Annotated in this window: 29 protein-coding genes; 7 read left to right on the forward strand and 22 right to left on the reverse strand. The window is 54.8% G+C overall.

Annotation, left to right across the window (positions count from 1 at the left end):
* Positions 1-143: 143 nt before the first annotated feature.
* From OOT55_RS17530 to OOT55_RS17545, 4 genes are all read right to left on the reverse strand, one after another.
* Positions 144-3,215: an endo-1,4-beta-xylanase gene (locus OOT55_RS17530; RefSeq protein WP_265367112.1), complete on the reverse strand. Its 3,072-nt coding sequence runs from the start codon at positions 3,213-3,215 to the stop codon at positions 144-146.
* A gap of 179 nt (positions 3,216-3,394) precedes the next feature.
* Positions 3,395-4,567, reverse strand: coding sequence for a helix-turn-helix domain-containing protein (locus OOT55_RS17535; RefSeq protein WP_265367113.1), 1,173 nt, complete (start codon positions 4,565-4,567; stop codon positions 3,395-3,397).
* Between the two features lie 62 nt (positions 4,568-4,629).
* Complete coding sequence (locus OOT55_RS17540) at positions 4,630-4,851, reverse strand: hypothetical protein (RefSeq protein ID WP_265367114.1); 222 nt, start codon at positions 4,849-4,851, stop codon at positions 4,630-4,632.
* Positions 4,851-5,936: a GlxA family transcriptional regulator gene (locus tag OOT55_RS17545; RefSeq protein WP_265367115.1), complete on the reverse strand. Its 1,086-nt coding sequence runs from the start codon at positions 5,934-5,936 to the stop codon at positions 4,851-4,853. The genes OOT55_RS17540 and OOT55_RS17545 overlap by 1 nt, the downstream gene beginning before the upstream one ends.
* A gap of 109 nt (positions 5,937-6,045) precedes the next feature.
* Here OOT55_RS17545 and OOT55_RS17550 point away from each other — a divergent pair, with 109 nt between their 5' ends.
* Positions 6,046-7,140 carry a class I SAM-dependent methyltransferase gene (locus tag OOT55_RS17550; RefSeq protein WP_265367116.1) on the forward strand — a complete coding sequence of 365 codons (1,095 nt, stop codon included), beginning with the start codon at positions 6,046-6,048 and terminating at the stop codon, positions 7,138-7,140.
* 127 nt (positions 7,141-7,267) lie between these two features.
* On the opposite strand, the gene OOT55_RS17555 is transcribed toward OOT55_RS17550, so the two are convergent.
* The gene (locus OOT55_RS17555) at positions 7,268-7,672 is read right to left on the reverse strand and encodes an SRPBCC family protein (RefSeq protein ID WP_265367117.1); all 405 of its coding nucleotides are present in this window, start codon (positions 7,670-7,672) and stop codon (positions 7,268-7,270) included.
* Positions 7,673-7,881: 209 nt separating this feature from the next.
* Between OOT55_RS17555 and OOT55_RS17560 the strand changes: the two genes are divergently transcribed.
* Positions 7,882-8,265 carry a PKD domain-containing protein gene (locus OOT55_RS17560; protein ID WP_265367118.1) on the forward strand — a complete coding sequence of 128 codons (384 nt, stop codon included), beginning with the start codon at positions 7,882-7,884 and terminating at the stop codon, positions 8,263-8,265.
* Here the strand turns inward: OOT55_RS17560 and OOT55_RS17565 are convergent.
* The 6 genes from OOT55_RS17565 to OOT55_RS17590 all read right to left on the reverse strand — a co-directional run bounded on the left by OOT55_RS17565 (position 8,233) and on the right by OOT55_RS17590 (position 12,317).
* On the reverse strand, positions 8,233-8,748 hold the full coding sequence (locus OOT55_RS17565; RefSeq protein ID WP_265367119.1) for a DinB family protein: 516 nt from the start codon (positions 8,746-8,748) through the stop codon (positions 8,233-8,235). The two genes, OOT55_RS17560 and OOT55_RS17565, sit on opposite strands and share 33 nt — an antisense overlap.
* 67 nt (positions 8,749-8,815) lie before the next feature.
* Positions 8,816-9,607 carry a type I methionyl aminopeptidase gene (map, locus tag OOT55_RS17570; protein ID WP_265367120.1) on the reverse strand — a complete coding sequence of 264 codons (792 nt, stop codon included), beginning with the start codon at positions 9,605-9,607 and terminating at the stop codon, positions 8,816-8,818.
* Positions 9,600-9,806, reverse strand: a complete 207-nt coding sequence (locus OOT55_RS17575; RefSeq protein ID WP_265367121.1) for a ParD-like family protein — start codon at positions 9,804-9,806, stop codon at positions 9,600-9,602. Before OOT55_RS17575 ends, map begins: the two co-directional genes overlap by 8 nt.
* Before the next feature lie 121 nt (positions 9,807-9,927).
* Positions 9,928-10,374 carry an esterase/lipase family protein gene (locus OOT55_RS17580; RefSeq protein ID WP_265367122.1) on the reverse strand — a complete coding sequence of 149 codons (447 nt, stop codon included), beginning with the start codon at positions 10,372-10,374 and terminating at the stop codon, positions 9,928-9,930.
* 53 nt (positions 10,375-10,427) lie between these two features.
* Positions 10,428-11,579 carry a glycoside hydrolase family 88 protein gene (locus tag OOT55_RS17585; protein ID WP_265367123.1) on the reverse strand — a complete coding sequence of 384 codons (1,152 nt, stop codon included), beginning with the start codon at positions 11,577-11,579 and terminating at the stop codon, positions 10,428-10,430.
* Between the two features lie 348 nt (positions 11,580-11,927).
* Entirely contained in the window at positions 11,928-12,317 is a 390-nt protein-coding gene (locus tag OOT55_RS17590; RefSeq protein ID WP_265367124.1) for a Dabb family protein, read from the reverse strand.
* A 126-nt stretch (positions 12,318-12,443) separates the two neighbouring features.
* Between OOT55_RS17590 and OOT55_RS17595 the strand changes: the two genes are divergently transcribed.
* Positions 12,444-13,259 (forward strand): alpha/beta hydrolase, encoded by an 816-nt coding sequence (locus OOT55_RS17595; protein ID WP_265367125.1) that lies wholly within the window; start codon positions 12,444-12,446, stop codon positions 13,257-13,259.
* Between the two features lie 19 nt (positions 13,260-13,278).
* Here OOT55_RS17595 and OOT55_RS17600 read toward each other — a convergent pair whose 3' ends face one another.
* On the reverse strand, positions 13,279-14,001 hold the full coding sequence (locus OOT55_RS17600) for a ferredoxin--NADP reductase (protein WP_265367126.1): 723 nt from the start codon (positions 13,999-14,001) through the stop codon (positions 13,279-13,281).
* Positions 14,002-14,023: 22 nt separating this feature from the next.
* Positions 14,024-15,505, reverse strand: a complete 1,482-nt coding sequence (locus OOT55_RS17605; protein WP_265367127.1) for an amidohydrolase family protein — start codon at positions 15,503-15,505, stop codon at positions 14,024-14,026.
* A 232-nt stretch (positions 15,506-15,737) separates the two neighbouring features.
* Here OOT55_RS17605 and OOT55_RS17610 point away from each other — a divergent pair, with 232 nt between their 5' ends.
* A complete protein-coding gene (locus OOT55_RS17610) occupies positions 15,738-16,037 on the forward strand; it encodes a type II toxin-antitoxin system ParD family antitoxin (protein WP_265367128.1) in 300 nt (99 codons plus the stop codon).
* Positions 16,000-16,287, forward strand: coding sequence for a type II toxin-antitoxin system RelE/ParE family toxin (locus OOT55_RS17615; RefSeq protein WP_265367129.1), 288 nt, complete (start codon positions 16,000-16,002; stop codon positions 16,285-16,287). Before OOT55_RS17610 ends, OOT55_RS17615 begins: the two co-directional genes overlap by 38 nt.
* Before the next feature lie 303 nt (positions 16,288-16,590).
* Here OOT55_RS17615 and OOT55_RS17620 read toward each other — a convergent pair whose 3' ends face one another.
* The 4 genes from OOT55_RS17620 to OOT55_RS17635 all read right to left on the reverse strand — a co-directional run bounded on the left by OOT55_RS17620 (position 16,591) and on the right by OOT55_RS17635 (position 19,259).
* Positions 16,591-17,040, reverse strand: a complete 450-nt coding sequence (locus OOT55_RS17620; RefSeq protein ID WP_265367130.1) for a hypothetical protein — start codon at positions 17,038-17,040, stop codon at positions 16,591-16,593.
* A 119-nt stretch (positions 17,041-17,159) separates the two neighbouring features.
* Positions 17,160-18,326, reverse strand: a complete 1,167-nt coding sequence (locus tag OOT55_RS17625; RefSeq protein ID WP_265367131.1) for a lipase family protein — start codon at positions 18,324-18,326, stop codon at positions 17,160-17,162.
* A 25-nt stretch (positions 18,327-18,351) separates the two neighbouring features.
* The gene (locus OOT55_RS17630; RefSeq protein ID WP_265367132.1) at positions 18,352-18,858 is read right to left on the reverse strand and encodes a DUF6795 domain-containing protein; all 507 of its coding nucleotides are present in this window, start codon (positions 18,856-18,858) and stop codon (positions 18,352-18,354) included.
* A gap of 161 nt (positions 18,859-19,019) precedes the next feature.
* A complete protein-coding gene (locus OOT55_RS17635) occupies positions 19,020-19,259 on the reverse strand; it encodes a hypothetical protein (RefSeq protein WP_265367133.1) in 240 nt (79 codons plus the stop codon).
* Between the two features lie 131 nt (positions 19,260-19,390).
* Here OOT55_RS17635 and OOT55_RS17640 point away from each other — a divergent pair, with 131 nt between their 5' ends.
* A complete protein-coding gene (locus OOT55_RS17640; RefSeq protein ID WP_265367134.1) occupies positions 19,391-19,636 on the forward strand; it encodes a helix-turn-helix domain-containing protein in 246 nt (81 codons plus the stop codon).
* A 58-nt stretch (positions 19,637-19,694) separates the two neighbouring features.
* Here OOT55_RS17640 and OOT55_RS17645 read toward each other — a convergent pair whose 3' ends face one another.
* From OOT55_RS17645 to OOT55_RS17665, 4 genes are all read right to left on the reverse strand, one after another.
* The gene (locus tag OOT55_RS17645) at positions 19,695-20,750 is read right to left on the reverse strand and encodes a GGDEF domain-containing protein (RefSeq protein WP_265367135.1); all 1,056 of its coding nucleotides are present in this window, start codon (positions 20,748-20,750) and stop codon (positions 19,695-19,697) included.
* Positions 20,751-20,940: 190 nt separating this feature from the next.
* The gene (locus OOT55_RS17800; protein ID WP_322113819.1) at positions 20,941-21,801 is read right to left on the reverse strand and encodes a sensor domain-containing diguanylate cyclase; all 861 of its coding nucleotides are present in this window, start codon (positions 21,799-21,801) and stop codon (positions 20,941-20,943) included.
* Between the two features lie 65 nt (positions 21,802-21,866).
* Positions 21,867-22,160, reverse strand: coding sequence for a HigA family addiction module antitoxin (locus tag OOT55_RS17660; RefSeq protein ID WP_265367136.1), 294 nt, complete (start codon positions 22,158-22,160; stop codon positions 21,867-21,869).
* A gap of 191 nt (positions 22,161-22,351) precedes the next feature.
* On the reverse strand, positions 22,352-22,591 hold the full coding sequence (locus tag OOT55_RS17665) for a hypothetical protein (RefSeq protein ID WP_265367137.1): 240 nt from the start codon (positions 22,589-22,591) through the stop codon (positions 22,352-22,354).
* Between the two features lie 221 nt (positions 22,592-22,812).
* Here OOT55_RS17665 and OOT55_RS17670 point away from each other — a divergent pair, with 221 nt between their 5' ends.
* Entirely contained in the window at positions 22,813-23,079 is a 267-nt protein-coding gene (locus tag OOT55_RS17670; RefSeq protein WP_265367138.1) for a helix-turn-helix domain-containing protein, read from the forward strand.
* A gap of 98 nt (positions 23,080-23,177) precedes the next feature.
* On the opposite strand, the gene OOT55_RS17675 is transcribed toward OOT55_RS17670, so the two are convergent.
* Entirely contained in the window at positions 23,178-24,080 is a 903-nt protein-coding gene (locus tag OOT55_RS17675) for a hypothetical protein (protein ID WP_265367139.1), read from the reverse strand.
* Positions 24,081-24,107 lie beyond the last annotated feature (27 nt).

Consider the following 24,107-nt stretch of genomic DNA (forward strand, 5'->3'; position numbering starts at 1 on the left):
ACCGGAAGTGGCCTTGAAAATGCGTCAAAATACACACCTTGCGCATTTCCCACGGGAAAAATTCGAAAAATGTTACTCAGTTCAAAATCCGGGTGAGAAGCCATGCGCCCTGGAAGTCCTTTCCCAGGGCGATGACGGAGGGGTTAGCGCCCCAGGTAGTCCATAAGCCAGGTCATGGCCGGGCGAGGCGTGCCGTTATCGTAAATCAGGCCGCTGCCTTCGACCCAGGTGCGATCGACCACATAGCCCCAGAGTGTGATGCCAACCACCGAGGGGTGGTTATAGAACAGCGGGAACTGCTCCTGCATGATCTGTAACTGGGCCTGATCATTGGGTTCCGCGACATCGTACTCGGAAATGTAGATCGGCAAACCCAGATCGGCCACGCGGTTCAGGTTGGCTTCCAGATCACTCAAGGACCAGTTTTCCAGCCCGTGCGCCTGCAACCCGAGGGCGTCCACAACACCGGCTTCCACGGCGGGGCGGGCCATCTCGATGAACTCGGCGTTGTTCCAACTCAGCACGTTGTAGTCGTTCAGGATCAGAATGGAGTCCGGGCAATACTGCCGTGCCAGTTCAAACACCCGGATGATCCAGTCACTGCCAAAGGCGCGCTCCGCGTAGCCGGCCGGAGCATGACCGGGAGTGGACTCGTTGACCACATCAATCATCGCGGTATTTGGATAGCGCTCACAGTAATCCCGAATCCATTCCTCGATTTCCTCGGCCTGTTCGGCGGGGCTCAGTGAGTCGATCCAGCTTGGGTACTGACTACCCCACACCAGCGTGTGGGCCTTGAAGGGGATACCGTTCTGCTGGGCATACTCGTAAGCCTGATCCTGGCCACTCCAGTTGTACACATCGCGGGAGGTCTCTACCGAACCCCATTTGCCCTCGTTCTCCGGGGTAATCTGGTCCCAGTACTGTACAAAGTCTGAGCGGACGTTGCCGGAGGTCGTGATATTGCCCACAAAAAAGTCGTGGTCGATCACACCCCCGTTACCACCACCCTCACCGATTACCGAAAAATCATCGGCGTAGTAGCTGACCGAACTGCTATCGGACTCGATAATGAAATGTTCAAAAGGTGACCCGCTTTGAGTGTAGGAGCCGCTGAGCTCAACCCAGTCAGTGGCGGAACCGGTCGCTTCGGCGACCCGGCTATACTCCTCGTAGGTGGAGGAATCTGAATCGTCCTCCCGCTTGGCGGTGAGATAGAGTGTCGCGTCGGCGGCACCCGCGGCCAGCTTCACCCAGACAGACACCTCATACTCCGCACCATTGCTCAGCGCGGACGGGGAGAAGGTCAAACCATGCCAGGTGTCGCTACGGTTACTGATCAACGCGCTGGCGGAGCCGCTGCGGGACTGGTCCGTACTGCGAGTCAGGTCCCCTGCCGTGGTGGACCAGTTGCTCAGGCCGGATTCTACGCCGCCGTTACTGGCGAGGTTGTCGCCGCTTTGGCTTGAAGTGCTGCTCGACACGCTGGCGCTGGAGGATTGGCTGATGGAAGACGACGATGTGGGCGGCGGATTGGTCCGGTCCGCGCAGAAGCCGATGCTGGAGTCGCTTTGGCCGGGCTCGAGGGTGCTGTTCCAGCCCGCGCCGGAGACATTGAGTCTATCCCCAGTCTGACTCCAGGTACCGTTCCACAGGTTGGTGATGCTGCCCTCGATCGCAATACTCAGGTTCCACTCCACCGGGGCACTGGTATTGTTGGTGACGGTCAGCGCGGCACAGTAGCCTCCACCCCAATCGTTGGTGATCTCGATGCTGCCCGCCACATTGCTGTCGTTGTTATCGTCGGAGGAACTGCTGTCAGAACTGCTTTGGGAGCTGTTGGAGCTGTCGCTGCTGGACGAACCATTGCCGGAGCCACCGGTAAAGCGGTACCAGTTCAGGTTGTGGCCGGCGGTGGAGCGCAGGTACACATCGTGTACGCCGGTCACTTCCGAAAACGCCACCGACTGGGTTTCCCAGCTCTGCCAGCCGCCGGTGTTGCTGACCTGCAGGGTGGCGATGGGTTGGCTGTTGACATCATCGAGCAGAATTTCCAGGCTGGAGTCGATATTGGCGGCCACGCGGGCGTCCAGTCCGGTGGCGCCGGAACCAAAGTCAACGCCGGTTATTTTCACCCAATCACCCGGTCCCATTTCCAGATTGAGTGTCCCTTCGCTCGCTGGCGCGGTTTCAATACCGTTTTCGTTGTCAAAGGTTTCCGCCTGATTGATGGCGAAAGCGTCGACGTATTTAAGTTGTGGTACACCGCCAGGCCCGGCATTGACCGGCTGCATGGAGCCGTCGCCGCCAAAGGACAGAAGGTCGACGTTAATGGAGCGTTGGTAAGTGCTGTCACCGCGCTCATTGGAGACCGCGCGATTGTGGTAGAACATGTACCACTGACCTTCAAATTCCACGGCCGACTGGTGGTTATTGTTGTTATTGTTCTCCCAGGGGTTGGGCAGTACCGTGCCACGATGGACAAAGCCGGTGGTGGGGTTGTCGCTGGTCATGTAATCGATGGCCAGCCCGCCGGCGGTATCGGTGGAGTAGGTGAGATAATAGGTGCCGTTGCGCTTGTTCATCGACAGCGCTTCAAAGAAATTCGGGGCATCAATGCTGATCGCCGATCCGCTGGTGCTGATCATGTCGTTGTTCAGCCGAATCACCCGGGCATTGCCCGGTCCACCACCGCCAAAGTACAGGTAGGCCTGGCCGTCATCGTCGATAAATACGCCGGGGTCAAACACCCAGTCGACGTTGCCGTTGGGGGTGTTTCGGTCGACCAGAGGGCCGCCGATCGGATCGGTATAAGGCCCCTCGGGATTGTCGGCTACCGCGACACCGATGGCATTCGCGCCGTCGGGGAAATAGAGATAATATCGGCCGTTACGCTCAATAAAATCCGGCGCGTAGGCAAGGTTCGCCCAGGTTGTATCCGTGCGCGAGTTCCAGATGATGCCGTGATCCTGCCAGTTGACCATGTCGTCGGAGGAAAACAGATAGTAATCCACCAACTGACTGTAGTCGGACTGATCATCTTGGTCGTGGGTGACGACCACGTACACGCGCCCATCAATTACCCGGGCCGCCGGGTCGGCCGTGTAAACGTGGGAGACCAGCGGATTGTCACCGTAGCTGATCAATGGAGTCATCAGAAGACACAGGGGAATAAACAGCCGCAGCCATTGGCCTGCGTTTGCTAAGTGGTTCATGATTCGCCTCACTATGGTTATTCTTGAAAAGGATTGTCCGGAGCAGAGCCCGGACGCAAAGCATAGGAAGGCAAACACGCGGAAACTGGCACAATCCCGCAATTTTATTAAAGGTTGTAGTAATTAACAGAATTCCTTTCAATTTTGAAAGGAAACATCCGCCATCAGGCGCGGTGAGATCAATCCGTCCGCTCTTCGGGATTTTTTGGGCGACACAGGCTCTGAAAGGTTTTGGGCGGACAACCGTATTCCTCTTTGAACAGCTTGTTGAAATAGGAGACGTTGTTATAACCCACGCAATAGGCTACCTGGGAAATATTGGCACCGGGGTTTTCCGATAACAGGCGTGCCGCTTCGGTCAGGCGCAGTCGTTTCAGGTAAGCCGTGAACGTCAGCCCCAGCTCTTCTTTCAGAATTTCATTGATCTTGGTGCGATTGATACCGAGCATCGCCGCAGTGGAGTCCAGGGTCAATTCAGAATTGGCATACTCCGTGGCGATATGACGCAGAAGTGCACTTTTGTCTTTGTCTTTCTGAGGCTCTATGGACAACTTTTTGTAGGCAATCAGCGGCTGATCCCGTTTGATTTTTTCTCTCAGGACGGCGGTTTTTACTGTGATGTAGGCGCGCGTCGCCCAGGCCAGAAACAGCGCCCACAGAGTCAGGCTGACACCCACACCAGCATACAGATACCCGGGGCGACTGCCGATCAGGTTCAACTCGGCAATACGGACTTGGGACAGCGTATCCACAGGACTTTGCAGGGAGTTGATAAATGCCAATCCCATGGTTTTGTCCTGGCGGTAGTCTCGCTCGCTCAGTTCAAGCCCATAGCGATCCAGCCACCAGTAGGGCGTGATCAACTCTTTCAGCTCAAGCGTGATGGTTTCCCAGCGGTTGTCGCAGGAAAACGCGGTGGACGACACCCGTCGGGTATCTGGATGAAGCGGGTCTGTGACCTGATCGTCGTAGCTGAACAACGCAAACAACAATACATTGCGCGGCGCGCACAATACCCGGAACGAGACGCTGTGATAACCCGTCAGGTCCACCATCTGGTGGGCCTGCTCCGGTTTGATGAAGTACAGGGAGAAGTGGGTATAAGGAAACGACGCCTCAGCGTCCAGCATGAATTCGTAATCAAGGGTGCCGGCCTTGCTCTTGATCGACAGCCAGGTATCGGCGGTTGGCGTCGAGGGCTCAATCGCGGGCGCCCAGAGATACCCGTTATCCTCTGGCGGGAATAGCGAGGTGCTCAGTTGCGACTTGGCATAACCGCTATAGACAATCGTCGCAGTGGCGGCGAGCAGCATCAGAAATACCGCCGCCGATCGCCGGTAAAACGTCAGCATGGTTGAGGCATTTTTATGGGTTTATCGTTAAAATCTGGTCTATTGTACTATAAATTGTCGGCCTATTGCTCGTCCTCAATCATTTCCCGCTGCCGGCGGTACTCCTCGTACTCCCCGGTAATCTGGGACAGACAACGCTCCCGCTGCCCATGGGGCATCTGATTGCATTCGTTGATCTGCCCCTGGCGAATGCCCTCATACACGCCGCGCTCGGTGAACGTACACCCTGTAACGCCTGAGGCAAGCGCCAGAAGCGCGGCATATCCTGTCAGTCGGATTGGCATTATTTGCCTCCTTTTGATTCTCTGATGCCGGAGTCGGCCAGTGCCGCGGAACCGGGTTGATGGTGCGCTTCGAGCGCCCGTCTCAGCGCCCCGAAACGACGGCGGTATTGGGTCGGGGTCAAGCCGACCTCGCGGCGAAACAGTCGGGAGAAAAAGCTCATGTCTTCATAACCCACCTCGCCGGCAATACACTCCACTGATACGTCACTGGATTCCAGCCAGTGTTTGGCTTCCTCCAGGCGCAGAGTATGCACATACTGTATGGGGGTCAGTCCAGTGGCCTTGCGGAACCGCCGCTTGAAGCTGCGCTCCGACAAGCCGCTGAGCCGCAGCATGGCGGCTACCGGCGAGCGGGAGTCGTAGTGCTCACCCACCCATACCTGGCACTCTCCGATGATAGAGTCCTCCGCCTGTCTGGTGCGGGAGAGCACGGCATAAGGTTGCTGGCCCGCGCTGTGCCAGTCGATCAGGTAGATTTTGGCCACCTCCTGAGCGTAGCGAAGGCCGGTGCTGCGGGCAATCAGGTACAGGGCCAGGTCCTGCCATGAGGTGCCGCCACCGGCCATCACCAAACGGTGTTCATCACCACTGACGACCAGCGCCCGGTCCGGGTGCACACGAACCGATGGGTACTGTCGGCTCAGGGCCTCGCAATAGCCCCAGTGCGTAGTGGCGTCCCGGCCGTCCAGCAGACCGGCTTCGGCCAACAGCAGGGTGCCGGAGCAAGCGGCGGCGATCACCGCACCTGCATCATAACAGGCCCGCAGCCAGTGAACTTCCCGTTCATACCGGCCTGCGAGAGGTTCGTCCGGCGATAGAAAAATATCCGGTAGGCACACAATATCCGGCAGTGGCAACGACTCCAGCGTGCCGGTGACTTCGACCTTCACGCCATTGGCAATGGTCAGAGAGCCGAGGGTCCGGCCTACCAGGCGAGGCGAGAAGAGCGATTCTCCCGGTACCCCTTTTTGCAATAGATGCCAGTCCCGCTGCACTGATTTGAACAGGTCGTACATCCCGAAGAGGGTGGAGGAGGTTGATTCCGGTGTCACCAGCAAGGCGACCGTCAACTCAGGCGATTTCATAAGCTTGCCATCTGGCAGAAACGAACAAACCGGGTGGTTTTTGACTTTAGCACCCGATCCGCCAGGGGGCTAGTCTGGAGGCTCTTTCAATACATCGCAGGAACCTGTTATGAATACCGTAATGCAACCCGCCTTAATGAACTTTAACGAAGAACTGTTTGCTGACAGCGAGGCGCGCCTGGTCAATGCGCTAAACGACAGCGGCATGCTGTTGATGGTTTCCATTGGCCACCGGCTCGGATTGTTCAATGCGCTACAGGGCGCCGAGCCGATGACCAGTGTTGAGCTGGCAGACAAGACCGGGCTCCAGGAAAGGTACATTCGAGAGTGGTTGGGCTCGCTGGTGGCGGGTCGTGTAATAAAAACCGATCCCGCTCGCGGTACCTACTGGTTGCCCGCCGAGTGGGCGGCACTGTTGTCGGACGGCGCGGATGTCAACATGGCGGTATACGCCCAGTTCATGCCCCTGTTGGGCAAGGTGGAAGATGACATCATCCACTGCTTTCGGGAAGGCGGCGGCGTACCGTACGAACGTTATGATCGCTTTCATGAAGTCATGGCGGAGGATAGTAGCCAGACGGTGCTTGCGGCTCTGTTCGACGCCATATTGCCTCTGGTTGACGGCATTGAGGCCCGGCTGAGCAACGGCATACGGGTACTGGATCTTGGCTGTGGTCGGGGCAAAGCCCTGATGAAGCTGGCCCAGCGTTATCCGAAGAGCCGGTTCACCGGTTATGACCTGTCGGAAGAGGCCATCGCCTGGGCGCGCGCAGAAGCCCAGAACCTGCGGCTTACCAACGTGACCTTTGAGGTGCGTGACCTCACCGATTTTGATCAGACTGGCCCTCGGACAGCGTTCGAGTTCATTACCACCTTCGACGCCATACACGACCAGGCCAAGCCCCTGAACGTGCTCACTGGTATTCGTCGAGCGCTGACCGAGGACGGCGTGTATCTGGCGCAGGACATTCGCGGCACCAGCCATCATCACAGTGATGCTGAGCACCCACTGGGGGCCTTCCTCTATGCCGTTTCCTGTATGCACTGCATGACCGTCTCCCTTGCTCAGGGCGGTGAGGGACTCGGCACCATGTGGGGCCGTGAGCGTGCGCTGGATTATATGAATCGTGCGGGGTTCGGAACCGTCATGGTTCACGAGCTGGAACACGATATTCAGAACGACTATTTTGTCTGCACCCCCTGACGGTGGAGGCGGACGCGCCCGGGCATTCTCTATCGTCAGTATGGATGGCTTTGTTGAGAGCCCGGGTTGCGGTTTTATGCCACCCTAACGGCAGCCAGGAGAGGGAAGGCATTGAGCCATAATGTTTTCAGGTCCCACATTTTTCCAGCAATGTTTTGAGTGTCGCCAAATCCCGCTCCACCGCCGCTCGGTCAGCGGCAAACTGTTCGTCGCTCATTCCTGGCTGACGAAACAGGGTAAAGATGAATTCGCTGCCCGAGCCGTTGGCCACCACCCGCATCGGATTGTGCACCACTGTGCCGTCTTCCAGCACGACATCATGGTCCATGACGCCAAACGCATTGGGTGCCGCAAAGGTCACCCAGGCTTCGCCAAAGGGTGCCTTTACCCGCCAACGGTTGCCTTCCCGAGAGACCCTGGATTGCGCCAGCCCCGCCGCCCACTGGGGGAGATTCTCGGGGTTGGCGGCGAACGCGTAGGCTTTTTCAGGCGTGCACTCAATGGTGGTGCTGATATGGATGACGGCGGTCATGGTCGGTCTCTCTGGTTGATATTCAATGGTTACAACTCACCGGTTTTTCACCGGCATTGTGCATCATTCACTGGTATCGAGTACAACGTGATGACCCGGCGTGGTTTCTGTGGAGCTCGTCACGCTATGACGTCACGTTTTTAACTAGCATTGACGGGAGTTGTCGTGCGTTCTGGCCCGCCCGTCACCTTCCTCTGGAGGAATGCGCCATGCCAATAATAGTCCGTCTGTGTTTTTGTCTGTTGGCCGTGCCAGCCCTGGCTATTGCCGATTCGCCCCAGGGCGACAACAGTGTGTCGGCTGATCATTTCGATTGTCTGATCAATCCGGCCGTCAGCGGGTTGGTGTCGTGTTTGCCGCCCGAAGATCCCACCGCTCAAGGCTTTCGCTGGGAGATGGGGGACGGTGCTGTATATACCAGTGATGGCGCTGAACCTTATATCTATCACACCTATGCTGAACCGGGTGAATATACCGTAACTCTGACAATCAACCGAGGCGGGTCCAGTGCCCATGCACAGAGTGTGCTGTCGATACCGCAAGCGACGGACGACGAAACCTCACGCCAGCTCGCCAGAGGCCACCTCCGGTAAACGGATCAGATCAGTGACACCCATATCGTGCCCTGCCTGGTTCAGTAAGGTGGTGATCTGGCCCCGGTGGTGCGTCTGGTGGTTGAACAGATGGGCCACCACAACCCATAGAGGATAAGTGGTCGAGGTTGTGGCGCCAGCTCGGGTGTAGATAAGCGGAGTGGCCAGCGCGTCTTCTGTGAGGTTGCCCGCCCAACTGGCAATGGCATTGTCGGTGGTCCGGCGTTCCTCCAGTAACTGGGCAAAGTCGCTATACAGCTCCTGGTCGAGGCTGTTGAAGGCGAAGGGCTCCCCGGTAAACCGCCCCAACCATACCCGGTCAGCCAGTAGTATATGGTTCAGGGTACCGTGAATGGAGCGAAAGAAGGCGCCCCGGTCGGCTTTGCGCTCTTCATCTGACAGATCCCCACAGGTTTCATACAGGCGCTCGTTCATCCATCGGTTGTAAGCGCTCATGGTGCGGGCGTATTCTACAGAGATCATATCGGGGTTCCTCTTGGAGTTGTTCGTTGAAAGCTGCCCTATCGCTCCAGAAACCGTACCAGACCGCCTAAACGGAAGCTTGCGGTTGGATTCGTTCTTCGTCCCTCAGCGTCAAGACCTCATATCCATCGGCCGTCACCGCGATCGTATGTTCCCACTGGGCGGATAACTTCTTGTCCGCCGTCACCACGGTCCAGCCATCGCGTCTGGTTTTTACTTTCGCCTTGCCCTGATTGATCATGGGCTCAATAGTGAATGTCATGCCTTCCTTCAAAACCAGACCTTTGCCGGGAACGCCAAAATGCAGTACCTGTGGGCCTTCATGCATTTCCCGACCGATGCCATGGCCGCAGTAGTCTCGGACCACGGAATATCCCTTGTTCCGTGCATGCTGTTGAATGGCATGGCCAACATCACCCAGTGTCGCACCAGGCTTGACCGCCTGAATGCCTTTCCACATGGCCTGGTAGGTTTCATCCACCAGCCGTCTGGCGACGGGAGAGACGTCACCAATCAGGTACATCTTGCTGGAATCCGCGATATAGCCGTTCTTCTCCAGCGTGATATCGACGTTGACGATATCCCCGGATTTCAGCTTGTGTGTTTCCGATGGCATGCCATGGCAAACGACCTGATTCACCGATGTATTGAGCACATACGGAAAGCCGTACTGGCCTTTGCTGGCCGGCCGGGCATTCAGCTTATCCACAATAAACGCTTCAGCCAGGTTGTTGATCTCCATGGTGGATAGGCCCTCCCTGACCAGCGGATCCAGGTAGGCGAACACGGAAGCCAGCAGGCGTCCGGACTCGCGCATCAGGGCGAGTTCCTCTGCGGACTTGAGGTGAACATCACTCACGGGCGAGCCCTTTCAGCTCCACCTTGGCGTTTTGCAGCTCAGAACGCATGAGGTCCGTAAACGTCATTCCAGGATTGGTTTCCGCCAGCATTCCCACCTTGATCCAGAACTCTGCTTGCGCATTGATCGACCGCACCATCGCGGAACTCGCTTTGCGGATCTCTTCGTGCAACTCATCGTTGATTTTGACAATACCCATAACACCCTCGTTATACGAAATATATATGAATCGTATATTACTGTGGCGGACTTGGCAACGCTGAGCACCGGGACGGTTACTGGGGGTCACTGGTTCCTGCTACGGTAAAAGCGTCCGGTTTTCAGGAAAAGATGACTTGCTTGATGACGGTATCATTGCGCATATTGATCAACTTAAAGCCCGGTATCCCTTTCAGCTTGTCGACTACCTGGCTGCCCTGGTTGGGTTGCGCAAGCATGACCGTTCGGCCGAGTCGTTCAATAGAATAATCGTTCAGATACTGGCGCAGAACAATCGCGCCCAATGAGTGGGTCACAAAATGTACCTCCCCCTTGGCGGTACATTTGTCCAGCGCAAGTGGTATCTCGCTTGACGCCAACTGTTGTATTTTTTTGTGGCGTGAAGGGTATGGGTGATTCATGACCGAATACCCTTGGCGAGTCAATTCGTCGTCCAACTTGTCCATTGACGCGCTGGCGCGCGCCAGTCCGTGCAACAAGATGACGCAGTCGTTTGCGCCTGCATTGGCGCAGGATGCAATCAATATCCCCACGAACAGGCGACGCATTAGCGTGCCATTCTATGGTCAGATGCTTTCAATTGAATTTCCCCGTTAAGGTTCTAATCTTCTACCAAGCGATACATCTCAGAGGCGGCCAGCAGGAAAGCGCCCACGCCAAAGTTGGCGGTGGATTCGGCGTCGACAACCTGACCGGGAATGGCTCGCTCACCAATGGGTTGGATATAGCCGATCTTGCCGCTCTCTTGCAGCGAGGTCTCGGTCAAGTAGTGCCACGCGTTCAGGGCGACGGGCAAGTAAACGTCGCGATCGAGTAGGCCATTGTTGATGCCCCACAGGTAGCCGTAGGTAAAAAAGGCGGTGCCGCTGGTTTCATAGCCGGGAGCGTGTTCCGGGTCGAGCAGGCTGCGCGTCCAGTAGCCACCGGGCTGCTGCGCATCGGCCAGGGTGGTGGCCATTTTCTGATAATCCGCCAGGTATTCATCCCGATGCCTATGGTCCTCGGGCAGATCCGCCAGCACCTTGGACAAGCCGGCAAAGACCCAGCCGTCCCCCCGGGCCCAGAAATCCTTTTGGCCATTCAGACTTTTATGCTCAGGATAAACGTATTTGGCATCGCGAAAGAACAGGCCGGTCTTCTCGTCGTACATGATGCGTTTGGCATAGGAGTAGTATTCGTGGAGCTTCTCCAGATAGAGTTCGTCCCCCGTTACCTGGTAGAGCTTGGTCATGACCGGCATCACCATATACAGGCCGTCGGCCCACCACCAGTAGTCCGAGGCATCGGTGGCCATCTGGTATTCCATCACTTCCAGCGCCCGCGCAATTTTCTCGCGATCACCCGTGATTTCGTACAGGTCGATATAGGTCTGAAAGCAGATCTGCCAATCACCGAAGAGCACAAACTCGTCGGTTTCGCCGTAGCTGTATTTCCACTCTGAAGGCTGGTTTGATTTGGCGCCCATCCACTCGTTCCGCTCGCCCCAGCGCAGTGAATAATCAAGGTAGTCCTGGTCGCCCGTTACGAAATAGGCTTCCATGTTGCCGGTGTGGTAAGCCGCGTGTTCCCAGAAGGCCCAGCCGGGCTCCGGATACTCTGACTGCCAGTAATCATTGGCACGGGTAAGCTGTTCCAGCACGACCTCGGCGTCCGGTAGAGCATGGGTAGACTGGTTGCTGCCGGTCGAGCAAGCGTTAAGGAAAAATAGTACGACGAGTACAATCAGTCGATTGCGATGAAGGAGTGTGTTCATGCGATATCCATTCTGGTTGATCAATGGTTGTAATGTTTGATTGTATTGGTTACGCTTACTTTAATTGTAATACAAAAAGGATGCAAATAATGATTGGTACACCTAGTGCGCTCGCCATCGTCGCTCTGCTGATTAAGTTGGGTTTAATCGTAGGGCTTGCTGTTGCCGTAATAATGGCAGTGCGAGCTTTGCGTAAAAGCGCTCGTGGGCAGGCAAGAATTGCGGATCGGCTAGGGGAAATCCAGCGCGAACTGAAGAGATAGCTACTTCCCTTCAGATCGTCCGCTTGAACAACGCTATAACGCTATATTGGCTTGAAGAATGTTGACTGGCAAAAGTAATAATTACTCACTCCCTAATTGAATAATCGATCACAAACACATCTTCAAGGATGTCGAGCTCCTCCATCAGCGCCACGAACTTCTTGTGCTCCGGGTGCGGCAGATACTCGTCTCTGGCTTCCGCGTTTTCAAAGGTCACAACATAGACGTGGGTAAACCCTTTGTTCAGCCCCTCCGGGCTGTTATTGACGCCGTCTTCAAAGGCGACGATACCTGGAATGTCATTCTGCAAATTACGGAAGGCCTCCGTCACCCGCGCAATCTGATTGTCCGTTGCGCCGTCTTTGTAGTTGAATACAACAACGTGGCGTACGGGGTCCTCGCTCGCGTGGGTCGTGGCCACAGCGGCAAGCAGGGACAAAATGGTGAAAGCGAGTAAAAAAGCGTTCTTTATCATGAGGTTAACCTTTGTCAGACTCAATATTGAAAACGGGACGGGGATCGGTCTCCGTTATTTTATAATACAAATTAATGATGGCATCCCGTGGTCCGCCACGCAAGCCCATCACGCGTCGAGACACCCATGAGTAAACTATTGCATTGGCTTGCGGTTCTGGGCTCGGGCTATCTGGCGTTGTTGATCCTGACCTGGCTGTTGCAGGGCTGCATGATCCATTTTCCGAGCCGGGCTTTGAAAGCCACCCCCGCCGACGCCGGTCTGGGGTACGAGGAACTGGACCTGACTACCTCTGATGGGGAACGCTTGCATGCCTGGTTTGTGCCGGCGCGGGAGGCGCGCGGTGTGCTGCTGTTCTTTCACGGCAACGCCGGTAATATCTCCCACCGGCTGGAATCCCTGCGCATTTTTCACGAGCTCGGCCTGGAGGTGCTGATTCTCGACTACCGGGGCTACGGCCGCAGCAGTGGGCGGCCGAGCGAGAAAGGGTTGTACCGGGACGCCGAGGCTGCCTATGACTACCTGATTGAGGAGCGTAAGGTTCCACCGGAGCAGTTGCTGGTGTTCGGTCGCTCTCTGGGGGCGGCGGTGGGGGCTCATTTGGCGAGCCAGAGGCCGGTAGGTGGTCTGATTCTGGAGTCGGGCTTCACTTCAGTGCCGGATCTGGGCGCTGAGCTTTACCCCTTTCTGCCGGTGCGGCTGCTGGCGCGCTATCGCTACGACACCCGCGAGGCTCTCTCGGCGGTGACGGCACCGGTGCTGGTCGTCCACAGCCGTGACGACGATATCATTCCGTTTTCCCACGGCCGGGCGCTGTTTGAAGCGGCCGCTGAACCGCGCCAGTTCCTGGAACTGGAAGGTGACCACAACACCGGTTTTCTCCGCTCCCGGGAGCGTTATGTCCGCGGTCTCGAGCAGTTTCTGAGGACCCTGGAGCGGTAGCTCCCGTGCGCCTGCGGAATCAATACCCAGAAAACTCCTCGGCCCGGATATTGTCGTCGTCCACCCCGGCCTCGTTCAGTAATTGTCGCATCGCGTTCACCATCCCGGCGGGGCCATCCAGGTAATAGATTGGAGCCGTGAGATCGTCGAGATACTTCTCCAGCAGGGCCCGATTGATGCGCCCGGTTTCCCCCCGCCAGTCGGAGGAGGACTGGTCAGCCTGGGTCATGAGGGGAATGAACGTATAGTGGGGGTCCGTGTCCCGGGGACTGTTCAGCTCTTCCAGAAAGGCCGCGTCTTCCGGCCGGCGGTTGGCATAGAACAGCAGGATCCGGTGAGCCAGACGACGGTGAAGCGCGTCCAGAATGATGCTGCGCACCGGCGTGATGCCGATACCGCCGGTGAGGAACACGGCCGGAGTTTGCGTCTTATTGTGCAAAACAAACGAACCGAAAGGTCCTTCCAGTTCCAGTGTCGCCCCTGGTTTCAGGGATTGCAGCACCCGCTTGAAAGCCGAGTCCCGAAGACGGGTGGCCACCATCAGGTCCGGTTCATGAGGGGCATTGGCGAGGGAAAACGCTCGGCCGCTGCCCTCTTCATCGGTTTCGGGTGGGTCAATCAGTTTGCATTCTACAAACTGGCCCGGCTTGAAAGTGAAGCCCTCCGGCTTTTCCAGATGGAGTGCCAGAGTTTCTTCAGCCACTTCCCGGGCCTGTTTGAGCTTGACGGTATAGCTTGTCATAACACGGTCCTCCAGTTTGCGATCAGGTAGCCCGGCCACCACTCCACCGCATCAGGTTCAGAAACTCGCGACGCGTCTTGGGGCCGTTGGTACGGTAGTGGGGGTCCGGGTGCTCGCGGTAGTGGGCTCGGGCCAGAGAGATTTTGTCTTTGCCGACCAACTGGCGGATCAGCGACTCGTCAATCTCATAGGGCACGAGGGCATTCAGGCCAAAGATCTTGCGCTTGATCTCCGGTGTCAGCCCCTGGTAGCCGTGTTTTTCCCGTACTTCTTCGGCAATCTGGAAGGTACGGAACGCCTGAATCTGATCCTGGGGCGAGCCGTACCAGATAGAGTCGGTGCCCCAGAGCACATTGTCCTCCCCCAGGTATTTGATCAACTTGCCCAGCGTATGCGCGGCGGAGTCGGGGTCGCGCATCAGAAACCGCCAGGTTGAGCCCAGTTCCGCGTAGACATTGGAGTGTCGGCCAAGGTCGTTCTCGACCACAGTCTTGATCAGGGAGTCGACGCCTTCGTTCCGGCCGGGATCATAGGGGCCCTCGGCCTGCCCGGGCACAAACCCTGAGTGATAGACCAGAAACTTAAGATCGGGATAGCGCTTGGCGACCCGACCAATGTCGTCGCAGAGGGAGTGCTCATAGGACTGGGGTCCGAAAGGAATGCCCTTGTGAATGACGATGATCTTCACGCCCAGTTTGCGCGCTTTCTCCAGAAAAGGGATGCCGGTGTCCTCGTCGTCCAGCCAGTAGCCCTTGCCGTCCGGCCCCCACTGGGTGTAGGTCTTCCAGGCCACCACGCCGAATTCCTCTTTCAGCCGGTCCATGTCCTCCAGGTCACCGTCCTGATTCGGATTGACCCGGCCATGCAGGTACAGGCGGTGGCGGTTGTCTTTCATCTGATTGACAATCGAGCGGGCGGCGGACGCCTCCTCAATGGTGAGTGGCTCCTCGTCCCGCTTCGAGGGCACGAAGGAGAGCACCATCAAGTCGGTATCGGAATCCATGAACACATCCTGGATAAACGCATCCGGGCCCAGGCATTGCAGGTAAGAGCGGTCCTCCTTGCCGGTGGCCAGGGCGCAGCCGGCCTGCTCCATGCCGGACAGGGGCCGGGCGTCCTCCGGTATCTTGTCCAGCCAGGCCCCGGTGGGGTTCACGAAATGGCCCTGCACATCGAAGATGAACTCATCCCCCTCCAGCGACTCGGCGGCGGCATCCTTATCGAGCCCGGACTCGGCGGCCAGGGAGTAAAAACCGGCCCCACGTCCGGCAGCGGCCTGAGCCGCATTGAACGCCAACAAGGTAGTCGCCGCGCCACAGGCGGACACCAGCAGCTCCCGCCGACTGACACCCAGCCGATGGGCGTTGTCGGATGCGGCCTCGTGCGCCATGCGATTGGCCAGCTTGCTCGTCTTATCCAGCGGAATGGGCACAAACTCCCCATTGCTGGTGCTGTCCAGCTTGATGGGCAGGCGGGTGCCCTCGGGGTCGTGAACGAATTTCATGGTTGACTCCTGATTTCTGGAATTAGGAACAACTTGGCCGTGGTGGGGCCGGAAGGAGTGTGTGGTAATTAGAAGGTATAGACCGGAGTGGGGGGCGTTTCAAGGGAGCTTGGTGGATAATCTGGCCGCTTCGAGGCATCTGGTGGAACTACCAATTCGGATAACAGAGATTAACAATCTTTGCTATTTCTCGGTACAATGGGAGTGAAGAACCGTTTAATGAGGTATTGCCATGAATGTGTCCCTGACCAGTGAGTTGGAGAGCTATGTGAAAGCCAAGGTGGCGACTGGCATGTACAACTCCGTTAGCGAAGTGATGCGCGAGGCCCTGCGACTGATGGAGGAAAAAGACGCCATGCAAGCGATGAAGCTCGAAGCGTTACGACGAGAGATCAACGAAGGCTTGTCATCCATCGAGCAAGGCCGGAGTCAGCCCTTGGATATCGAAGCGATCAAGGCGAAAGGGCGCTCTAAACTGCAAGGAGAAGCAGACAATGCTGGAAGTGGAAGTATCACCCAAAGCGGAAGCTGATTTGCTTGATATCTGGCTGTATATTGCTGACGATCAGCCTGCCAACGCGGACCGCTTCTTGGATAAACTGAAAGAAAAAGCCCTGAAACTCGGAGAATTCCCTGACTTGGGACGAGATCGGCCGGAACTGGCTGAAGGACTGAAAAGCTTTCCTGTGGAGCGCTACAATATTTACTACCGTGTCACGGATACTGAGCTGGTGTTGGTTAGAGTTCTGCCGGGGGCGCGTGATATCGAAACGCTCTTTTGATGGCGTATCGGTTCTGGAACTGTATTCTGTTTTTCTCCAAATAACGACATAGCAAATCCTTTTTGAGGGAGCATAAGTGGGGCTGCTGCGGGTGCTAATACTAGCACCAAGAAAATAGCAATCAGTTTGATAGGTGGGGCGTGCACAATGACACTCCGTGTTCAGTATTTAAATCCGTTACGACAGATAACAGTAATAACAACCCTGTACTTTGTCCTCTGTGAACCAATTGACAGTGCGCTGAACAATGGCTTGAATTTCATCAAAAGGGCCGGAACCGACCCATTGATTACTACATCTAATTTAGTGGCCAAGAACCCCGTTTCTTTCTAAAGTGCCCATAAGTTCAAAGGGCTCTTGTCCTATTCTAGCTTCCAAAGAAGCTCTTAAGTTTTCTGAGAGAATTTGATATTTGAGTTTATACTCTATTTGCCTTCTCGTTGGGTACAGCAATGCTGACTTGATGCCATCAATGTCAGCGGTGTGCTCATGATTCGGCGGCTCATGTGATTTTAATGTCCCAAGACTAAAGGCCAACCGTTCCCTCGCAGCGCGCTCGCATTCAAAAAGGTTTCTAAAATAGAGATGACTGATGCCAAGCATCAACGCTTCATGGGAAGCGTTTTCTCCTTCAACCTCTATCGCTTCAAGATCAAGCGCTCCGCGGGACTCAGCTTGAGCGCTGCATTGGCCAATTACAGACTCTAGTTCAATCAGGTCGTTTGAGACTTCATTGGTAAGGTGCGCGAACATATTGGATCCTCCATTTGAAGACATTGACTCGGACTGAGAGCAAGAGCTGGCGATTAACGCACTACCAATAATAAAAGTTAGTCTAAGAAAATATGTCATGTATATCGTAAGTCACCCAATTATCTAGAGCCTGTAATTCTTCGGATAGCCGATTGAGCATGCTGGGTCATACGTTCTATCAGACGGATTAGAACCTTCCGCATAAATGCTTGGGTTAGTTCCTTGGCGGTTTCAATTGCAGGCATGCCTAGAACACGCATGATCTTTCTCAATAAACGGAATACCCAGAAGCTGACATCCTTTGACGTGTCGGCGCCGGTTTTAAGAGCCCAGGCAATTTTGTCTGCGAGAGAATGCAAACCAATAAATGTGGCTTGCGCAACTACCAGTCCTCCCAGTAAGACCTTGCGTAATACCCAGATAGTAGCGGCGTTCAACCAATCCCATATGGTTGGATCGGCGGCGTTGGGTTGATGGTCAGAACGGAGCCATTGCTCAATGACATGATCAATCTGAAACGGCGCAAGAGGTCCTTGGAGCGACGCCCACGTGGATTCTTTTACCGCGTTACGATAACCCTTGATGTCATGAGCCTCAGCGGAAACAATGCTTTGGGATGAGTAGAGTTGGTATCCAGTATCGGAAACCGGCGTATGGGTATAGGGAAAGACCGGAATCATGGGAACCGGGTCAGTTTTGTGGTACACCCGATAGATATTTTGCTCCTTGAGTCGGATTCCCGCTTTTCTGGCGAACCAGAAACCACCGACACGCGGAGCACCGTATGAGTACAGTATGACTTTTCTCCCATAGTTTTTCTTGGCCCAGTCAGCGGCTAAGTTGGCGACCGCACCGCCGAGGCTATGTCCGAGAATATGTATAGTGGTCTTAGCTGTTACGTTTTGTTGTAGAAACTGTCGAATATCACCAAGAAGGCTTCGAAATATCTGATTGAAACCAATATGCACGGGTAACCCGGTTTGGGAGAATTCAAGCCCAATGCGGGCATTGCTGATCCAGTCCGCATTGTTGTTGGCGTTGGTTGAGCCTCTGAAGATCAGAAAAACGTCGTCCTTGAACCGACCGCTGCCTTTGGCGCAGACGGCGAAGGCGTCTTTGGCTGCCCTGATGAACCTTCCGCCTACTTTGGCATTCATGGACGTCTTACGTTCGGCGTCGCTGGAAAATAGAGGGTCACTCAGTAGTGCGCCCACGGTCAGCTCGTCCTGAACCAGGTAGACCCGGGTAGCGAGGTTTGCGGACTCAAACGGTGTTAGGGTAGGCATAGGTCATTCCTTTGATCAATATGAATTAGTTCCAATGGCACAACGTATATAGCAATCCGTCTTCCATTTCCATAGTGGCAGGTTCACCGGTTAATTCGCAGTGGAAGTCTTCTGGCTTCTTGCCCAGTTCACCATAGAGCTCCCGATGAGCTGTTCCCAGGGACCAAATAACGGTTTGTTCCCCTTGAAAGTGAACGGTAATTTTCTGGTGAATCACAAAACGGGAAAGTGACGAAATTTTGACTTCGTCCTCCCTGGCGGGTAACAGGAAATGCCCTGACTTGTCGGTCTCGACCGTGCGGGTTTCGCCGTTTTCGTCTTTCCAGCGTAAAAACTGCTCAACTTTAGCGCCTGCGGCGGGTTTCCCCCGGTGAGTGATGATGCCTTCAAGAGGGGAGGCTACAACGACACTCTGTTTTTTGCCAAACAACGACATAGCAAATCCTTTTTGAGGTAGAAGAAGTGGTGTGGCGACGAGTGTTGATACTAGTGCCAGACCGACAGCCATCAGTTTGATAGGAGGGACGTACACGATCACTCTCCATGTTCAGTATTGGTATCCATCGGGACAGCGAATGATAATAGCAAACCCTGCGCGTTGGCTGCTGTGAACCACTTAACAGCTTGCTGAGCCGTGATCTTAACAGCAAAAACCGGATGTTGTCTTGGTGGCGGCTCTATATCCAGGGTCATTCAGTGTGTGCCCGATCCCTGCCGCAACAGCATTCGATAGTGAGCCCGTATCTGCTCACAGTAGAAGCACCAATACTCCTGTTGGGTTACCAGCACTGTATGAGAATGCCTTCGCAGCGCTTCGGCCTCGGTGTCCAGTTGCTCCTGTAACTGATCCAGCTCTTGCAGCAGTCGGGTCCTGGCGATCCCCAAGCCAAAAGCCCACCGAACGAACTGATTAACCGGATAGTTGGGTGCCATCTGAAACTGGCAAATCCTTGATCTTAATGTGTTTTTAAGCGACATAGAGCAAAATCCCTGATAGTCTTGCCGTTCGATATGATAACTATAGTATGTAGAACTATAATATGCAAACGGGCAAATTCCAATGCATGCCCAAACCGAATCAACCCTGTCAGCTTGTCGTGCGCTTTGCGGAAAACGTCCGTCGGGAAAGACGTGCCCGGGGGTTGTCCCAGGAGGCGCTGGCGGACCTGGCGGATGTCCACAGGACTTACATTGGAATGCTGGAGCGAGGAGAGAAGAACGTGACTCTCAGTACTTTGGATCGGATTGCGTCGGCGCTGGGGGTTTCTGCGATATCGCTTCTGGATGCGAGTGCGCCAGACGAGCAGTAGGCGGCGCTTGGGACACAGTTTAGAGCTTCGAAGTCACTACCGCTATTTATAGGCCACCTTAACTCAACATCACGACCTGATTTCTACCATCGCGCTTACCCACATAGAGCATGTTATCCGCCCGGGTAATCAGCGCATCCAGATCATCGTCGGCGTTGGCAATCGCTATACCAATAGTGACGCTCAGGCGAAGATCGCTCATTTCTCCCTCGAGTATCAGCGCGGCGACATTCTCCTTCAACCGCTCTGCCACGGCTTGCGCATTGATTGAATCAGTGTTTGGCAGCGCCACCACAAATTCCTCGCCTCCGAAGCGGCCAATGATGTCGGTGGGGCGCAATGAGTGCCGACAAACGTCGGCGACTTTGGTCAACACCCGATCACCGCAGGTGTGCCCCCAGGTATCATTGACGTCCTTGAAGTGATCGATATCGATCATGAACAGACAGAAAGAGGCCTTTTCCCATTGGGAACGCTGCAGCAGCGCCTCGGCCCGCTTCATAAAGTGTCCCCGGCTATTGACGCCTGTCAGTGCGTCATGTTCGGCGACCATGCGTAACTGGTCTTCCAGTGACTTTCGGTGTGCAATCTCGGCTTGCAGTTGCCGGTTTTGGTCGCGCTCCTCGTTCAGTAGCGTAAATTGCTGGCGCTGTAGAAATTCCACTCGCAACAGGGCGCAGTAACCGACGATATTGGCCATGATCAACAGAAGGCCGATACGGAGTGTAACGGCGGGGGATATGCCTACATAAATAATGGCCGCCCACAAAAATCCAATACTCAAACTGACGCTTGCTATTGCCGCCACCGTAAGTAAATTGGGAATAAGAAGGTAAAAGGCCATTATTGCGACGACCGTGGACGTTACCTGAGTCGAGAAGCTGTCTGGGCGCAGTGGGACAATCAGAATAATACCCACCGCGAATATCCACAGTGGCAACGCATGCAGCCATACGCTTCGGGAATACCCGCCTCTCCGCCCAATGATAAATGCCAGCGATAGGCATGAGCTGACCACCACGATGCGCATGATCAACAATAAATAATACTCTCGGGTCAGTCCCAGCAGGTTGTAGTCGCTGATGCCAAACATGGCAAAAACTACGGATGCCACCACTAACGCAAGGCGAGACTCAAGTCGTACTCTCTCCTCGATAGACGCGCGGTACCTCGACTCGTTACTGACGTCGTAAAACTGCCCCGTCAGCCAGTGTATGTCATTGTGCTTATAGTGTTGTGACAAGGGTCTGATTTCCCAGGTTGTGATCCCGATTTGTATTCCGTCTCGCGTACAGTGTAGCTGGTCAGCCCTGGATACGTTGCCGCTTCAGCCGGTACATACTGTCATCCGCATGGCTTAACAGGGTGTCGGCGTCTTCCCCGTCCGCGGGATAACAGGCCACGCCGATACTGCAGGACGGCGTATTGATAGTGCCGAATTCGGCACCCAGGGGCGCGGTTACGGCGGCGATGATTTCCTCCACCTTGTCGTAAACGGCTTCCACCGACTGGATGTCCGTCAACAGCACCGTGAATTCGTCGCCACCCATCCGGGCCACCGTGTCCGTCTCTCGAACGCAGTCTTGCAGCCGTTTGGCAACCAAACAGAGCACCCGATCACCCATGGCATGGCCATGGGTATCATTGATGTACTTGAAGTCATTGAGATCCAGAAACAGCAGCGCCAGGCTGGCCTGGTGGCGATGGGCTGCGCGCAGGGCCGACTCCAGTCGATCATGGAACAACAATCGGTTGGTAAGCCCGGTCAAGGGATCGTGATGGGCGAGGAAACGCAGTTTCTCCTCCGCCTGCCTCAGGGCCGTCACATCCCGCGCCACACCGATCCGCACACCGTCCTCCTCGGATAAGCGGGCAGACCAGAGGATATAGACAATAGTGCCATCTTTGTGGATATAACGGTTACAGAAGTCGTTGTGGGGCTGGCCGTTCGTCACTCGAACAATGGACGCTCGCGTGGCTTCCAGGTCATCGGGATGCACATAGTTGGTGATCGGCGTGCCCACCAGCTCATCGGCACGATACCCGAGCAGTGCCTCACACGCATCGGTCACAAAGACGATCTGGTCGTCCAGATCGACCACGAAGACAGCGTCCAGCAACAAGTTGGTCAGCTTGGGATAAAGCGCCTTCAGATCAACGGGCATAGTTCAGGGGCATCGGGTGATTCATAGAGGTCCGGCGTACGCAGTGCGCAACGTTTACGGCTTGGTTATGCGGCATCGAGCTCAATTTTTTGTACCTTATCCAACTTGATGCGCTTGCTTGCTACCCAGAGGTCGTAGGTGTCCTGCATCGCCAGCCAGCTCTCGGGCGTCCGGCCCAGAGCCTTGGAAAGACGCAGGGCCATTTCCGGACTAATACCACTCTGCTGCTTGAGCAGACGGTTCAGGGTGGAGGGCGATACATCCAGCCGACCGGCCAAATAACGGCAGCTGAGGCCAAAAGGCGCCATATAGGTCGCAAGAATGAACTCGCCAGGGTGCGGGGGGGTATCCATGTTCATCAGTGGTAATCCTCATGATTGAGCACATCGATATTACCGTCTGAGAACAAACCTCAGTTTCCCGTTCCCATTCACGGTAATTGCCCGGATGCCCTTTCTATCACCCTTGTGCTTGAATGATTTGCTTATGAAAGCATTGTAGCGTGTTGCGCAACGGCGTCAAGGCGAATGTGTCGCTATAATCATCTTGCCTAATGCGTGCCCGCCCCCTGTCGTAGCAGCATCCGGTAGTGCGCCCGTATTTGCTCACAGTAGAAGCACCAATACTCCTGCTGGGTGACCAGCGCTGTATGAGAGTGTCTACGTAGCGCTTCCGCCTCGGTATCCAATTGCTCCTGTAGCTGATCCAGTTCCCGTAACAGCCGGGTTCTGGCGATCCCCAGCCCAAAAGCCCACTGGACGAATTCATTGACGGGGTAGTTGGGTGCCATGTGGAACTGACAAATCCGTGATCTCAATGTGTTTTTAAGCGACATCCTGTATAGTCCTTACTCTGCCTACCTCAGAGTTAACTTGACCTGCCATAAGCAAGTTCCTGTATCGATTACGCCCCTTCTGAGTGCGTCGATCCGGAAATACTAAGAAATCCTTAGTATCGGGTCAAGAGAAAAACTAAGACCCTCTTAGCTTTTCGGGGTGGAGAAGGGTCACGATGTCGGTGCAAACGTTGTTTTCAAGGCGCCTGAAGGAAGCCCGCAAACGGGCGGGATTATCACAAAAGCAACTGGGGATATTGGCGGGGATTGATGAGTTTTCCGCCAGTGCCCGGATTAACCAGTATGAGCGGGCAAAGCACCTGCCGGATTTGGATACGTCCAAGCGGTTGGCGGATGTGCTTGGGGTGCCTATGGCGTATTTGTACTGCTATGAGGATGAGTTGGCGGATGTGCTGTTGAGGAAGTTTTCAAAAGCCGAATAGGTGAGATGCACACCAATTGTGGGTAACACGGAACGCCGTGTTCTGGGACAAACCGAAGCGCAGCGTAGGTTTGTCCCTAGCAGGACCTTGTTAAGCATTTACTTGCTCTCCGTCTCAAGCTTTTCGACTTTCTCTCTGAATGTACTGGATAAAAAGGAAAATGCCTTTTTGCGCAGCTCACCGAACTGACTATTTATGATGTCTTTTCCATCAACAATTTGAGCAATTCGAGGTCTTTCTAGTTTTGGAAGTGTTACCCCCATCGTCTCACACTCTCCAGTACCATTCCTGGTGATTTGGTAAAACTCTTTAGTCTTAAAATTCAGATTTAGAGCCGTAACTCTACAGCCGCTACCCAGATCACTTGGTACTGCATCAACAATATCATCGGACCAGTTCGTTATATTGTAATACTGCGTCGTATCTTGCATCACATTAAAGGTTTGGCTCCAAGAATCATCGCTAGGAAATACGAGGTATAGTTGATCAAGCTCACAATACTTGTCTTCTTTGTAGCACTTGAGCTGGACGTGATTAACCGGCCACGCGATTCGCTCATCTTGGATCATCATTGTTCCGCTAACTGTTGCATATTTGTCAGTTTTTTTACTGTAATGATCGGAAGGGAATGAAACTCTTGACAGTTTTTGATAATCCGAACGTTTCTCTAGATTGTGGATCTGCCAGACAGTCAGAACCCCTGTAGCTTTGTCACCCAAGTCCTTCTGAAATAACTTTACGGCATTTTCATAATCATCAACACCAGGGTACATCAATGTATTCAGTTGCATTGCGAACAGTAATTCTGCTCCTTTGGACAAGCCGCTTCTTGCTGCAAACGAATATATCATAGGAACTGAGCTGCTTCGCTCCTTTTCTGGTAAATCAGTTAGTTGTTGTGGTGTATAGTTTCGGTATTTCTCTACTGCATCATCGTCAGCATGCACCAAAATTGACATGCACCATGCGAGCAATACCAAAATTATTTTTGAAAATTGCACTGATTCCTCCCAATGCTTTACGTTGCG

The organism is Marinimicrobium sp. C6131, assembly GCF_026153455.1.
Lineage (GTDB): Bacteria > Pseudomonadota > Gammaproteobacteria > Pseudomonadales > Cellvibrionaceae > Marinimicrobium.

Bases quoted from the DNA above. Each gene is read 5' to 3' on its own strand.
- OOT55_RS17530 (WP_265367112.1), bottom strand. From the start codon at position 3,215: ATGAACCACTTAGCAAACGCAGGCCAATGGCTGCGGCTGTTTATTCCC.
- OOT55_RS17640 (WP_265367134.1), top strand. From the start codon at position 19,391: ATGCCCAAACCGAATCAACCCTGTCAGCTTGTCGTGCGCTTTGCGGAA.
- OOT55_RS17625 (WP_265367131.1), bottom strand. From the start codon at position 18,326: ATGCCTACCCTAACACCGTTTGAGTCCGCAAACCTCGCTACCCGGGTC.
- OOT55_RS17600 (WP_265367126.1), bottom strand. From the start codon at position 14,001: ATGACAAGCTATACCGTCAAGCTCAAACAGGCCCGGGAAGTGGCTGAA.
- OOT55_RS17580 (WP_265367122.1), bottom strand. From the start codon at position 10,374: ATGCGTCGCCTGTTCGTGGGGATATTGATTGCATCCTGCGCCAATGCA.
- OOT55_RS17585 (WP_265367123.1), bottom strand. From the start codon at position 11,579: ATGAACACACTCCTTCATCGCAATCGACTGATTGTACTCGTCGTACTA.
- OOT55_RS17535 (WP_265367113.1), bottom strand. From the start codon at position 4,567: ATGCTGACGTTTTACCGGCGATCGGCGGCGGTATTTCTGATGCTGCTC.
- OOT55_RS17605 (WP_265367127.1), bottom strand. From the start codon at position 15,505: ATGAAATTCGTTCACGACCCCGAGGGCACCCGCCTGCCCATCAAGCTG.
- OOT55_RS17550 (WP_265367116.1), top strand. From the start codon at position 6,046: ATGAATACCGTAATGCAACCCGCCTTAATGAACTTTAACGAAGAACTG.
- OOT55_RS17660 (WP_265367136.1), bottom strand. From the start codon at position 22,160: ATGAACATGGATACCCCCCCGCACCCTGGCGAGTTCATTCTTGCGACC.
- OOT55_RS17575 (WP_265367121.1), bottom strand. From the start codon at position 9,806: ATGGGTATTGTCAAAATCAACGATGAGTTGCACGAAGAGATCCGCAAA.
- OOT55_RS17590 (WP_265367124.1), bottom strand. From the start codon at position 12,317: ATGATAAAGAACGCTTTTTTACTCGCTTTCACCATTTTGTCCCTGCTT.
- OOT55_RS17565 (WP_265367119.1), bottom strand. From the start codon at position 8,748: ATGATCTCTGTAGAATACGCCCGCACCATGAGCGCTTACAACCGATGG.
- OOT55_RS17540 (WP_265367114.1), bottom strand. From the start codon at position 4,851: ATGCCAATCCGACTGACAGGATATGCCGCGCTTCTGGCGCTTGCCTCA.
- OOT55_RS17595 (WP_265367125.1), top strand. From the start codon at position 12,444: ATGAGTAAACTATTGCATTGGCTTGCGGTTCTGGGCTCGGGCTATCTG.
- OOT55_RS17665 (WP_265367137.1), bottom strand. From the start codon at position 22,591: ATGGCACCCAACTACCCCGTCAATGAATTCGTCCAGTGGGCTTTTGGG.
- OOT55_RS17620 (WP_265367130.1), bottom strand. From the start codon at position 17,040: ATGTTCGCGCACCTTACCAATGAAGTCTCAAACGACCTGATTGAACTA.
- OOT55_RS17560 (WP_265367118.1), top strand. From the start codon at position 7,882: ATGCCAATAATAGTCCGTCTGTGTTTTTGTCTGTTGGCCGTGCCAGCC.
- OOT55_RS17545 (WP_265367115.1), bottom strand. From the start codon at position 5,936: ATGAAATCGCCTGAGTTGACGGTCGCCTTGCTGGTGACACCGGAATCA.
- OOT55_RS17635 (WP_265367133.1), bottom strand. From the start codon at position 19,259: ATGGCACCCAACTATCCGGTTAATCAGTTCGTTCGGTGGGCTTTTGGC.
- OOT55_RS17555 (WP_265367117.1), bottom strand. From the start codon at position 7,672: ATGACCGCCGTCATCCATATCAGCACCACCATTGAGTGCACGCCTGAA.
- OOT55_RS17610 (WP_265367128.1), top strand. From the start codon at position 15,738: ATGAATGTGTCCCTGACCAGTGAGTTGGAGAGCTATGTGAAAGCCAAG.
- OOT55_RS17800 (WP_322113819.1), bottom strand. From the start codon at position 21,801: ATGCCCGTTGATCTGAAGGCGCTTTATCCCAAGCTGACCAACTTGTTG.
- OOT55_RS17670 (WP_265367138.1), top strand. From the start codon at position 22,813: ATGTCGGTGCAAACGTTGTTTTCAAGGCGCCTGAAGGAAGCCCGCAAA.
- OOT55_RS17615 (WP_265367129.1), top strand. From the start codon at position 16,000: ATGCTGGAAGTGGAAGTATCACCCAAAGCGGAAGCTGATTTGCTTGAT.